At 68.3% G+C, this 12462-nt stretch carries 10 protein-coding genes; 8 read left to right on the top strand and 2 right to left on the bottom strand.

Translation table 11 applies throughout. The annotated features are described in order from the left end of the window. The first annotated feature begins 77 nt into the window (after positions 1-77). Positions 78-584 (top strand): GNAT family N-acetyltransferase, encoded by a 507-nt coding sequence (locus JOD64_RS02590; protein ID WP_204940716.1) that lies wholly within the window; start codon positions 78-80, stop codon positions 582-584. 8 nt (positions 585-592) lie between these two features. Here JOD64_RS02590 and JOD64_RS02585 read toward each other — a convergent pair whose 3' ends face one another. Continuing rightward, the gene (locus tag JOD64_RS02585) at positions 593-1528 is read right to left on the bottom strand and encodes an IclR family transcriptional regulator (protein ID WP_204940715.1); all 936 of its coding nucleotides are present in this window, start codon (positions 1526-1528) and stop codon (positions 593-595) included. A gap of 59 nt (positions 1529-1587) precedes the next feature. Between JOD64_RS02585 and JOD64_RS02580 the strand changes: the two genes are divergently transcribed. The 7 genes from JOD64_RS02580 to JOD64_RS02550 all read left to right on the top strand — a co-directional run bounded on the left by JOD64_RS02580 (position 1588) and on the right by JOD64_RS02550 (position 10504). Continuing rightward, positions 1588-2835 carry an ABC transporter substrate-binding protein gene (locus JOD64_RS02580; protein WP_204940714.1) on the top strand — a complete coding sequence of 416 codons (1248 nt, stop codon included), beginning with the start codon at positions 1588-1590 and terminating at the stop codon, positions 2833-2835. Between the two features lie 76 nt (positions 2836-2911). Beyond that, positions 2912-3865 (top strand): carbohydrate ABC transporter permease, encoded by a 954-nt coding sequence (locus JOD64_RS02575; protein WP_204940713.1) that lies wholly within the window; start codon positions 2912-2914, stop codon positions 3863-3865. Further along, entirely contained in the window at positions 3862-4692 is an 831-nt protein-coding gene (locus JOD64_RS02570) for a carbohydrate ABC transporter permease (RefSeq protein WP_204940712.1), read from the top strand. Before JOD64_RS02575 ends, JOD64_RS02570 begins: the two co-directional genes overlap by 4 nt. 8 nt (positions 4693-4700) lie before the next feature. After that, positions 4701-5882, top strand: coding sequence for a mandelate racemase/muconate lactonizing enzyme family protein (locus JOD64_RS02565; RefSeq protein WP_204940711.1), 1182 nt, complete (start codon positions 4701-4703; stop codon positions 5880-5882). Then, a complete protein-coding gene (locus JOD64_RS02560; protein WP_204940710.1) occupies positions 5879-7090 on the top strand; it encodes a fumarylacetoacetate hydrolase family protein in 1212 nt (403 codons plus the stop codon). Before JOD64_RS02565 ends, JOD64_RS02560 begins: the two co-directional genes overlap by 4 nt. Then, positions 7087-8604: an aldehyde dehydrogenase (NADP(+)) gene (locus JOD64_RS02555; protein WP_204940709.1), complete on the top strand. Its 1518-nt coding sequence runs from the start codon at positions 7087-7089 to the stop codon at positions 8602-8604. The genes JOD64_RS02560 and JOD64_RS02555 overlap by 4 nt, the downstream gene beginning before the upstream one ends. A gap of 325 nt (positions 8605-8929) precedes the next feature. After that, positions 8930-10504 carry an alpha/beta hydrolase-fold protein gene (locus JOD64_RS02550; RefSeq protein ID WP_204940708.1) on the top strand — a complete coding sequence of 525 codons (1575 nt, stop codon included), beginning with the start codon at positions 8930-8932 and terminating at the stop codon, positions 10502-10504. A gap of 102 nt (positions 10505-10606) precedes the next feature. Here JOD64_RS02550 and arfA read toward each other — a convergent pair whose 3' ends face one another. After that, positions 10607-12130, bottom strand: coding sequence for an arabinosylfuranosidase ArfA (arfA, locus tag JOD64_RS02545; RefSeq protein WP_204940707.1), 1524 nt, complete (start codon positions 12128-12130; stop codon positions 10607-10609). Between the last annotated feature and the right edge of the window lie 332 nt (positions 12131-12462).

Here is a 12462-nt window from a genome sequence, read left to right as displayed (position 1 = left end):
AAACGCCCGTGTAAGGATGTTGCGTGGGCTGTGAATCGACAAATGTGCCAGCGGTCGATCCGACCGACTCTCCTCTCGTGCTGACCGGGGAGGGGGTGGTGCTGCGGGAATGGGCTGACTCCGACACGCCGTTCATGGCGCGGTTGTTCGACGCGGATGACATGGCCGCTAACACCGACATTCCTGCTCCGTTCGACGCGGACGCCTTCCTGGCCAGAATCCGGCAGCGCCGTGCACAGCGCATCGTCGATCTGGCCGTGACGCGCGACGGCGGAGAGCCGCTCGGCCTCGTCGCGCTCCACGTGGCGAGCGGGGTGTTGGGGTACGCCATCGGCCCGGCACACCGTGGCCAGGGCCTGGCGTCGCGGTCCCTGCGCCTGATGACGGCGTTCTGCCACGAAAAGCTCTGCTTCTCCCGGCTGCGGCTCGGCATCGTGCAGGGCAATGTGCCCTCGCAGGGCGTCGCCCAGTCCGCCGGATATGTCCGTGGCGATGACGCCCCCGTCGAGAGGGTGAACGGGCTCGGGCAGCCGAAGCTGCTCGAAACGTGGTACTGGACCCCGCCCGAGACCCCCGGTCAGTAACGGACGGCTTACGTCCCGACCCTCCGTCGCTCAGTCGACTCGATCGTCAGACGGGTCGATCCGTCGTCGGAGTCGTCCAGGCTCGCGGGGGACGCGGGTGTGTAGCCGAGTTCGTACGAGATCCGGTTCGCGGTCTCCAGGAGGAGTGGAAGGTTGCTCTTCAGTGTGTCGAGGCTCGCGATGACCTCGATCGCCGTGATCGAGGCGGCGGCGATGACCTGGCCCCGCGAATCCCTGACGGGCGCGGCTATGCACATGACGTAGGCGTCGTGCTCGCCGTCGTCCGTGGCCCAGCCGTTTTCGCGGATGCGGGCGAGCTCGGCTTCGAGCGAGTCGTGGTCGGCGAAGGTGGTGTCGGTGAACTTCTCGAAGACGACGTGGGAGAGGAGTCGGTGGCGTTCCTCCGGCGGGAGGTACGCCAGGATCGTCTTGCCGACGGCGCTCGCGTAGATCGAAACCGCGCGCCCCACCCGGGACGGCAGCTTTACGGCGTCGAACGCTGGACTGTCCACTTTGTCGATGTAAATGATCTCGTCGCCGGTCAGTTGCGCCAGGTGCACGGTGTGGCTGGTCTCGCGTTGCAACGCCCGCAGGTGGGCGGCGGCGAACTGGCGCAGGTCCATCGAGCCAAGCGCAAGCTCGGACAGCTCGATCACCCCGCTGCCCAGCACATAGGTGCCCGCGCCGGTCCGGCGGACGAAGCGCGCGGATTCCAGTGTCTGCAGGATCCGCAGGGCTGTGGACTTGTGGACGCCGAGCACGTCTGCCGCCTCCGTCAGCGACAGTGGGTGCTCCGCCGATCGACGGATGAGGTCGATCGCGCGACGAATCGATTGCGCCAAGGCTCTGTCTCCCCTCGCGCGACGGATACGCCATCGCATCCGTTGCAATATATGCAATGTAGTTGACGCGATGCGCAACCGCCACTTGACACCGTTGCACATGGCGCTACGATCGTTGCAATTTCATCCAGATGACTCTGACTCGTAACAGTGGAGTAACGATGGGTAACCAGCGCGCTTATCTCGGCCTCGCCAGGGCGACATGTGCCCTCGGCTTGGTCGCCACTCTCTTGACCGGTTGTGGCTCCGACGGGGGATCCGGTGACGGCGTCACCAAACTGACCTTCGCCGCCTCGACCTTCGGCGACCCGGGTCGTGGACCCCTGCTGACAAAGTGGCTCGACGAGTTCAACCAGAGCCAGGACAAGGTGCAGGTCTCCGCCGCCGCGGTGCCGTACCCGACCTTCGGCCAGACGGTGCTCACCCAGATGGGCAGCGGCAAGGGGCCTGACCTGGTCCGCTTCGACATGCCCGAGTTCGAGGCCGCCTCGGACGCCGGCCTCGTCGCGCCGCTGGACAAGCTTGTCGATGCCAGCAAGTACGACCTGCTCAAGCAGCCGGACCAGTTCATGGTCCACGACGGTGTCCGGCACGGCATCATCTTCGAAGCGTCGAACTACGCGATGTTCTACAACGCCGACCTGATTCCGACGCCGCCGACCACCTACGAGCAGTTCGCCTCCACGGCGAAGTCGCTGACCAAGGGCGACGTCTTCGGCCTGGCGTTCCGCCAGACGGAGGCCGAGGAGGCCGGCGTCTGGCAGGACATCTTCAACTACGTCTACGGCTTCGGCGGCGCGTGGTCCGACGGTAAGAACCTGACGATCAACTCGCCCGAGAACCTCAAGGGCCTGCAGGCGTTCAAGGACCTGTACGACGCGAACGTGATCCCGCGCGGAGCGGACGCGGCGACGTTCCGGCGGATGTTCGCCGAGGGCAAGGTCGGGATGGAACTCAACAACGGCGGCTACGTGACCGCCACGCGCGGCCAGAACGCGAAGCTGAACTTCAACGTCGCACCCATCCCGTTCCCGGTCCGCAAGCAGGGCGCGATCCTCGCGCCCATCGTGGTCAACGAGGCCAGCGAGGGCAAGGACGAGGCCGGCACCTTCATCAAGTGGGCGCTGGAGCCGCAGAACCAGGTCAAGCTGCAGGAGATCCTCGGCGCGAGCAGCGTGGCCACCACCACGCAGCGCAGCCCGGAGACGCTCAAGGCGACCCCGTTCCTCCCCGTCTTCGACGGACTCACCGAGACCAGCCTGCCGCAGATCGTGCTGGGGTTCGAGGCCAAGACGCCGGACATCCGCAAGGTGGTCGTGCAGAACGTGGTCGCGGCACTGCAGGGCAAGACCGACCTCAAGTCGGCGCTGGATCGCGCCCAGCAGCAGGCGACCGAACTGGTCCGCTGACAGCTCGACACGGCGACGCTGCCGGCGCGACGATCCGTGCGCCGGCAGCGTCCTTCCCCCCGAAGGATCAAACCCGATGACTGTGGTCGAGCAGACCGGAGCACCGAAGACAACACCCCGGGCCGGGGCCCGGCGTCGGCCCAGCCCGCTGGGCAGCAAGTGGACGCCGTACCTGTTCCTGGCCCCCGCCGCCCTGTTCATCCTCGTCTTCCAGGCGGTACCCCTCCTCCAGGAGGTGTACCTCAGCTTCACCCGGACGAGACTGCTCAACCCCACCAAGAGCGAGTGGGTCGGGCTCGACAACTTCAACCGCATCTTCGGCGACCCCGAATTCCACCGCACCCTGCTGATCACCATCGTCTACGTGATCACCTGCGTCGTCGTCGCCATCGGCGCCGGGCTCGTCGTCGCGCTCCTGCTCAACAAGAAATTCCGGGGCCGCGGCGTTGCACGGGCGCTCGTGACCGTCCCCTGGGCCGCTCCGGGCATCGCGGTCGCGCTCATCGCGACCTGGATGCTCAACGCGCAGTACGGCATCGTGAACCGCTTCCTCGACGCCGTGGGACTCGGTGTGCCGGGTGGTGCCATCCTGGACAGCTCCCGCTACGCGCTCCCGGCGGTACTCGCGACGACCATCTGGCAGCTGTTCCCGTTCACTTCGGTGGTGCTGCTCTCCGCGCTGCAGTCTGTTCCCGCGGAGCTCAACGAGGCCGCGCACATGGACGGCGCAGGACGATGGGCCACCTTCCGCGCCGTCACCTGGCAGGTCATCAAGCCCACCGTGGGTCTGCTGGCGCTGCTCATGACGATCTGGTCGCTGCGGCGGTTCGAGCTGATCTGGCTGATGACCAAGGGCGGGCCGGTCGGTGCCACCGAGACGCTCGTCATCGACCTCTATTCGCAGGCATTCGACTCGAAGGAACTCGGATCGGCGGCGGCCATCGGAATGGTCGGCGTCGTCATCTCGCTCATCGTCATCATCGGCAGCCGCCTGGTCGCCCGTGCCGTGGAGAAGGGGGACGTCCGATGAGGCGCTTCCGTTTCGGTGTCACCGCACGGATCGTCGCCGTGCTCGTCGTACTGGGCGTCGCGGTGTTCCCGCTGTACTGGATGTTCGTCACCGCGCTGTCCAGCAACAGCGACCTCTTCGCCGACAAGCCCCGGCTCACGCCGGACCTCGGCCAGTTCGGGGTCTTCGTGGACGCGTTGGCCGAGGGCAAGGCGGGTGGGTGGCTGCTCAACAGCCTGATCATCGCCGTCGGCACGATGGTCCTCTCCGTCGGCCTGGGCATCCCGCTCGGCTACGCGCTGTCCCGGTTCTCGTTCTGGGGCAAGGCCCTGGTGACCGTCGTGCTGCTGTTCACGCAGATGCTTCCCGAGGCGCTCATGGTCGTCCCGCTGTTCGCGCTGTTCCGCCGTTTCGAACTGCTCGACTCGCTGACCGGCCTCATCCTCGTGAACTCCGCCTTCGTTCTGCCGATCGTCGCGCTGATCCTCAAGGGTGCCATCGACGGCATCCCGAAGGAGCTGGAGGAAGCCGCGCGTGCCGACGGCGCCCGGCCCTTCACCACCCTGACCCGCATCAACGTGCCGCTGATCGCGCCGTCGATCGCGGCGACCGCGGTCATCGCCTTCTTCCACGCCTGGAACGAGTACGTGTTCGCGGTGACGTTCATCTTCAATCCGGACCTGCAGCCTGCCTCCGTCGGCATCGCGAACTTCATCGGTGAGCTGGGCACGCCGATCCAGACAGTGATGGCCGTGGCCTTCCTGTTCACGCTGCCCGCCGTCGCCTTCTACCTGCTGGTCCAGAAGTACGTGGTGTCCGGCATGACCGCCGGTGCGGTGAAGGGTTGAGTCGAAACATGAAGATCGTCTCCGTCGACACGCTCGTCGTCGACTTCTACCGCACGAACCTCGTCATCGTGCGCGTCCACACCGACGAGGGGATCGTCGGGCTCGGCGAGGCCACCCTGGAGGGCAAGGAACGCGCCGTCCAGGGTGCGATCGCCGAGCTGGCCGAGGCGGTGGTGGGCCTGGATCCCACCAGCATCTCGAAGATCCTCTACGAGACCGCGCGGGACTGGTACTGGCGGGGCGGCCCGGTCATCATGACCGCGTTGAGCTCGCTGGAGATGGCCCTGTGGGACATCTCGGCGCGGCAGCTCGGCGTCCCGGTCTCACGGCTCCTCGGTGGTGCGACCCGGGACCGGGTCCGCGCGTACGCGAATGGTTGGTTCTCCGGCGCCGTCACGCCGGAGGACTACGCGGCCGCCGCGGGCAGGACCGTGCAGTCCGGGTTCCGGGGCCTCAAGTGGGACCCGTTCGAGAACTACGACCTCACCATCACCACCCAGCAGTTGGACCGGGTGCTCGCGCAGATCGACGCCGTTCGCGGCGCGGTGGGCCGCGATGTGGAGTTGTTCATCGAGGGGCACGGCCGCTTCGACGTCCGGCACGCGATCAAGGTCGCGAAGGAGATTGCCCAGTTCGACCCGGTGTGGTTCGAGGAGCCGTGCCCACCGGACAACCTCGACGCGCTCGTCGACATCCGTCGCTCGTCGCCGGTGCCGATCGCGGCGGGGGAGCGGTGGTTCGGCCGGCAGGGCTTCGCACCGGCGCTCGCCCGTCAGGCGGTCGACTTCGTCCAACCCGACGTGACGCACGCCGGCGGGATCGCGGAGCTGGCCTTCATCTCCACGCTCGCGGCGACCAGCTACGTGGGCTTCGCGCCGCACAACCCGAGTGGTCCGCTCAGCACGGCCGCGACGCTGCAACTCGGGGCGACGCTGCCCAACTTCCGGTATCTGGAGATCATGGCGACCGACGTGCCCTGGCGTCCCGAGATCACCAACGAGCGGCTGGTTCTGACCGACGACGGCGACGTGCTCATCCCGACCGGGGTGGGACTGGGCATCGAGCTCAATCTCGCCGCGATCGAGCAGCACCCATTCACACCGCATCCGCTCCAGATGTTCCGGGACGCCGTCTACGACATCCGTCCTCGGGACGAGCGGTCCTTCTTCAACCTGGAGAGCGGCTCATGACGGTGCCACAGCCCCGCGGGCTAACCGCCGACGCGGACTGGTTCGGGACCGGTGCCGAGGCGCTGCCGGACGACGCCGAGCACAGCGTCCTCATCGGCCGGATCTGGGACCCGTCCGTCGACGGCCCCGCACCCGTGGCCGTCCGAGGCGGCGAGGTCATCGACATCAGCCACCGGTTCCCGACCGTCCGGGACATCTGCGAGCTACCCGATCCCGCCGCCACGGTGGCCGGGCTCGACGGGCCGCGGGTGGGCGGATTCGGGGAGATACTGGCCAACACGGGTGCCACGAACCGCGACCACAACCGGCCCTGGTTGCTCGCCCCGGTCGACCTTCAGGCGCTCAAGGCCGCCGGGGTGACCTTCCCCGTCTCGTTGATCGAACGCGTCATCGAGGAACGGGCCCGGGGAGACCTGGCGCTCGCGGCGGACCTCCGCCGTCGGATGCTCGCCGACATCGGTGCGGATCTGCACAGCCTGGCTCCGGGCTCCGCGGAGGCGGAGAAGCTCAAGGATCTGCTGGTCGCCGAGGGCATGTGGAGTCAGTACCTGGAGGTGGGCATCGGGCCGGACGCGGAGATCTTCACCAAGGGGCAGATCCTCTCGGCCGTCGGCACCGCCGTTCCGGTCGGTGTGCTTGCCGCGTCGACCTGGAACAACCCGGAGCCCGAGGTCGTGCTCATCGTCCAGTCCAGCGGTCGGGTCGTCGGCGCCACCCTCGGCAACGACGTGAACCTGCGCGATGTCGAGGGCCGCTCGGCGCTCCTGCTTCCCCTGGCGAAGGACAACAACGCCTCGTGTGCCCTCGGCCCGCTGATCAGGCTGTTCGACGAGCGGTTCGGCCTGGAGCAGGTGCGCGAGTTGGAAGTGGGTCTGGAGGTCCACGGCGTGGACGGCTTCCGACTGGAGGCGGTCTCGGAGATGACCCAGATGTCGCGTGAGCCGGAGGCGTTGGTGCGGCAGCTGATCGGCCCACACCACTACTATCCCGACGGCGCCGCCCTGATGCTCGGCACGATGTTCGCCCCCATTCAGGACCGCGACCGCCCCGGTGAGGGCTTCACCCACAAGGTCGACGACGTGGTACGGATCAGCTGCCCGGCGCTCGGCACCCTGGTCAATCGTGTGCGGCACGCCGAGGAGTGCGAGCCTTGGCAGTTCGGCGTCCGCGATCTGATGAGCAATCTGGCGAGGAGAGAACTGCTGTGAACGTGGTGAACACGGTCGATCCGCGCGACGGTCGCAGTCGCGCGACGGATCTCACCGAGACGGACGAGTCTCAGCTGGAGGCGATTGCCGGCCAAGCGTCCCGAGCGGCGCAGTGGCTGTCCGGCCAGGGGCGACTCGGCAGAGCCGACCTGCTGGACGCGATCGCGGCGTCCCTGGAGTCCCGTCGCGTGGACCTGGTCGCGGCCGCGGAGGCGGAGACCGGGCTGAGTCACGCGCGACTCGACGGGGAGCTCACGCGGGCGGCGGTCCAGTTCCGGATGTTCGGCGACGTCCTGCGCGACGGAGGGTACGTCGAGGCGGCCATCGACCACGCCGCCGACACACCGCTCGGGCGCGGCCCGGACCTGCGGCGGATGCTCGTACCTCTCGGGCCGGTCGCGGTCTTCGGGGCGAGCAACTTCCCGTTCGCCTTCTCGGTCGCCGGGGGCGACACCGCCGCCGCGCTCGCCGCGGGTTGCCCCACGGTCCTGAAGGCCCACCCGTCCCACCCGCTGACCTCGCACGCCTCCGCCGAGGCGATCGAGTCGGCCATCCGTGACCTGGGCGGACCCGATGGTGTGATCGCGACCGTGTACGGGGAGGAGGCGGGCCGTTCGCTGGTGCGCCACCCCGCGATCCGCGCGGCCGCTCTGACCGGCTCCCTCGGTGCCGCCCGCGCCATCCAGGCGGCCATCGACGAACGCCCTGATCCCATTCCCCTGTACGCCGAGCTGAGCAGCGTGAACCCGATCGTCGTCCTGCCCGGTGCGGCAGCCGACCGGGGTGACCAGATCGCCGAGGGGCTGTTCGCCTCCTTCACCGGCTCGGGCGGTCAACTGTGCACCAAGCCGGGGCTGGCGTTCCTCCCGTCGGACCCGGGCGCTGACGACCTGGTCGACGCGCTGCGGGGGAGGGTCGCCGCCGCCGGCGGTGCGGTCCTGCTCAACGAGCGCATCCGTGACGCGTACGAGGATCAGGCTGCGGCGTTCGAGCGGGCCGGCGCTCATGTCTCCGCGCGGCCCCAGGTCGAGCCCGGCGCGGGCTTCACCGTGGCGCCGATGCTGCTGGAGGTCGGTCTGTCCGGCCTGACCACCGAGATCGCCGACGAGTGCTTCGGGCCGCTCATGGTCGTGGTCCGGTATGACGACGTCGCCGAACTCGACGCCGTGTTGGCGACCGTCGCACCGTCGCTGACCGGTTCCATCCATCGCGGACCGGCCGATGACGCCGGTGTCGTACGCCGGTTGGTCGACGTGCTCGCCGCCCGCTCGGGTCGCATCGTCTTCGACGGCTACCCCACGGGTGTCCGCGTGTCGTGGGCCCAGCACCACGGTGGGCCCTGGCCGTCGACCAACGCGGTGCACACCTCGGTGGGCGCCACGTCGATCCGGCGGTTCCTTCGCCCGCTGGCGTGGCAGGACGCGCCGGTTTGGGTCCTTCCCGAGGAACTACGGGACGAGTACAAAACCATTCCCCGGCGAGTTGACGGAAAATTGGAATCAGGGGTGGCATAGCGCGTCGGTAGGTCACATACGCCTGGCCTTTCTGGTCGCGACCGGTCTACGCACGGTCGCGACCAGGAAGGTTCGAGCTGTATTTGCGCGCCTTCGATTCGGGCGCGCCGCTGAATGCTGCCCTAATTAATGCCTATGCAATCCGTCTAAATAAATGCCCCGTCCAGTCTTGACCGTCCGTAATGGATGATTGTATTTTCGATGGGGAGCGATGTTAACGCTCACATCGCGGCATCGCTCGGTACTGGTATTTCGTTCGCCTCACCATCGAATTGTCGGTTGGCCCGCTGCTGCGGCCTGACCACGCCGAAGAGGGAGCAGGTACATGCCCGTCGCAATCCCCCGTCCCCTGACGCCGGCGCCGAGGCGTCGGCTGATGCTCGCACTGCTCGCCGCCGTCACCGTCGCGGCCGGCACGGTCGCCGTCCCCGCGGCGTCGGCCGCGCCGCCCGCGCCGCTGGGCCCGACCGTCACCCGCACCGACAAGGCACCAACCGGGTACGCGGTCACCTTCAGGTACCGGGCGCCCGCGGACGTCCAGCAGGTCCACATCTACGGCGACTGGTTCTACTCCCGACCGGAGAACATCTCCTGCCAGGATTGTGGCGACGCACGGCCACCCGCCGAGTGGCAGCCCGGCGACGTCGCGGCCACCCCGTGGCACATCCAGGCCATGCAGAAGGGCCCCGATGGCGTGTGGACGTTCACCACGCCGCTGCCCGCGGGCACCTTCCGCTACGCGTTCACCCACGACTGCACCAACGAGCTCGCCACCGGCTGCACCCTGCACGATGACCCCGCCAACCAGTGGCAGATCCAGCCGCAGTACCCGGGAGCGCCCGGCGCGGTGCGCAGCACGATCTACGTCCCGGAGAGCAAGAAGTTCCCGACGTACGACACCGGCTACCAGGCGCCGGTCGCCAAGATCGGCAAGTTGGAGTCCCGGCGGTACACCTCGCCGCTGTCGACCAACCCTCCGGGCGTGCACGACATCGTCGTCTACCTGCCGCACGGCTACGACCCCAACCGGGCCACGCCGTACCCGACGCTCTACCTGAGCCACGGCAGCGGTGACCACTCGACGGCCTGGACGATGCAGGGCATGGCCCACCTCATCCTGGAGAACGCGATCGAGGATCGTGCCGTGGAGCCGATGGTGATCGTGTCCACCGACTTCAACGGCCTGCCCGGCGGCAACGAGGGTTACGTCAACGAACTGCGGAACAACATCTTCCCGTTCGTCGAGCAGAACTACCACGTCGCCACCCGTCCGCAGGACCGCGCGTTCGCGGGCTTCTCCGCCGGTGGCAGCCGCGCATACACCCTCATGTACGACCACACCGACCTGTTCGGCTACCACGCCGCCTGGAGCGCGGGCGGACCGGCCGCCACCCCGGCGCAGGTCGACAGCATGAAGGCGGTGGCCGGCGGCATCATGATCGGCACCGGGCTCCAGGACCGCCTGGGCAACATCGCCGAGAACTCGCAGCGCAACGCGGCCGCCCTGCGGGCCGCCGGGGTCGAACTGGACGAGTACAACGTGCCCGGCGTGCACACCTGGCACGTCTGGCGCCCCCTGCTGGACCACTACCTGCGGACCCTGACGTTCCGCTCCACCACCACCGGACTCGACGTCACGACGACGCCCGCCGGCGCCACGCACAACATCAAGGTCACCGCCACCGCGACGGTCGGTGCCGTCAGCACCACCACCGCCGCACCCTCCGGCAAGGTCGACTTCTATGCCGGCGACACGCACCTCGGGTCGGCCCCGGTGCACAACGGTGTCGCCCGGCTGAACAAGACCGTGCACGGTGAGCTGGACGGTCCGATCGTCGCCCACTACCAGGGTGACAAGCTCTTCAACGAATCCCAGAGCGCTCCGGTCGCCACCCGGTAAACCCAGGCCTGACCCCTGGGCACGCTGCGGAACCCCCGGCCGCCCACCCCTGGTGACAACCAGGAGTGGGCGGCCGGGGCGCGTCGGCCGATGGTCAGCCGATCACGGGGTCACTTCCGTGGCCCGCAACCGCAGCATGCTCCAGGACGCGGGTGGAAGCGTCAGCTGGACACCGGCACCGGCCTGTTGCACCGTGCCGTTCGCGCGCGGGGCGGCGTGGTCCGGGCCGTCCGGCGTGTTCCGGGCATCAAGGTCGGTGCCGCCGACCGTGACGCACTCGATGATCCCGGTCACCTGGACGCCGCTGACGTCGACGGTCACCTCGGCAGGGGTGTCGGTGACGCGGTTGACGAGGAACACGGTCATCTCGCCGGTGCTCTCGTCCCAGGTGGAGACCGCGTCGACGGCGTCGACCTCGCCGTAGCGGTCGGTGGTCGTCGTGCTGCCGTCGCGGAGCACGTCGAGCACGGCTCCCCGGGCGTGCTGGGCGGTGCGGGCGAAGGGGTGGAAGATGGTCTGGCGCCAGGCCGAGCCCCCTGGTTCGGTCATGATCGGTGCGATGACGTTGACCAGTTGGGCCTGGCACGCCGCGGTCACCCGGTCGCTGTGCCGGAGCAGGCTGATGAGCAGGCCGCCGACGACGACGGCGTCGGCCACGCTGTAGTGATCCTCCAGCAGTGGCGGCGCGACCGGCCAGTCCTCACCACTCGGCGGCTTGGATGGTGCGGCGGACTGGTACCAGACGTTCCACTCGTCGAACGCGATCATGATCTTCTTGGTCGACTTGCGGATCGCCCCGACGGAGTCGGCGATGGCGGTGACGGAGTCGATGTACCTGTCCATGTCCTCGGCAGAGGCGAGGAAGCTGGGCAGGTCGTCGTCGACCGGTTGATAGTAGGCGTGCAGCGAGATCAGGTCGACGTCGTCGTACGCCTCGGTGAGCACGTCGCGTTCCCAGGTGCCGAACGTGGGCATGCCGTAGTGCGACGAGCCGCAGGCGATGAGTTCGAGGTCAGGATCGAATCGGCGCATGGCCTTCGCGGTCTGCGCGGCGAGGCGCCCATACTCGGTTGCGGTCCGCGCACCGACCTGCCACGGGCCGTCCATCTCGTTGCCGAGGCACCACAGCCGGATCCCGTACGGGTCGGGCGTGCCATTGTCCCGGCGCTGGTCGGCGAAGTGACTCCCACCGCGGTGATTGGCGTACTCAAGAAGGTCCACCGCCTCGGCGGTGCCACGGGTGCCGAGGTTGACCGCCATGATCGGCTCGACGTCCGCCTTGCCGAGCCAGCGCATGAACTCGTCGAGCCCGAACGCGTTGGTCTCCAGGCTGTGCCAGGCGAGGTCGAGTCGGGCCGGTCGTTGGTCGACCGGGCCGACGCCGTCCTCCCACCGGTAGGAGGAGACGAAGTTGCCGCCCGGATAGCGGACCGTGGTGACGCCCAACTCGCGGACCAGCGCGAGGACGTCGGCGCGGAAGCCGTCCGCGTCGGCCGTCGGGTGTCCCGGCTCGTAGATGCCTCCGTAGACACAGCGACCCAGATGCTCCACGAACGAGCCGAAGAGCCGGCGTGGTACCGGTGCCACGCGTCGACGTGGGTCCAGGGTCAAACGCGCCCTGTTCACGACATCACCCGGTAGGGGAGGGGACTTGCGGTGCCGGCCAGGTGCTCCGGCGCTGCGTACAGGTGGGGGTTCAGGACTGGCTCCCTTCGTGCGCGGTCCGGACGCCGAGATCTCCGCCGCCGTGCCGGGACCGGGGGGTGGTGGGGGCAGTGTGGGCTCTGGACAACGCGATGCCCGTCGATTACGTTCTCGATCAATGTAAACGTTACCGATTACGTTTACGTAAGGGAACACGACGCCCGTGATCAATGTTCACGTCGGGCGGCCCGCACTCCGCGGCCCCCACCCGATCGGGTGTCCTGCTCCCGGGTTCGCCTCGCCGCCACCGCTCG

Source organism: Micromonospora luteifusca, from assembly GCF_016907275.1.
In the GTDB taxonomy this organism is placed as follows: Bacteria; Actinomycetota; Actinomycetes; order Mycobacteriales; family Micromonosporaceae; genus Micromonospora; species Micromonospora luteifusca.
The sequence above is the reverse complement of the archived record's forward strand: the minus strand, read 5'-3'. Positions and strand labels throughout refer to the sequence as shown.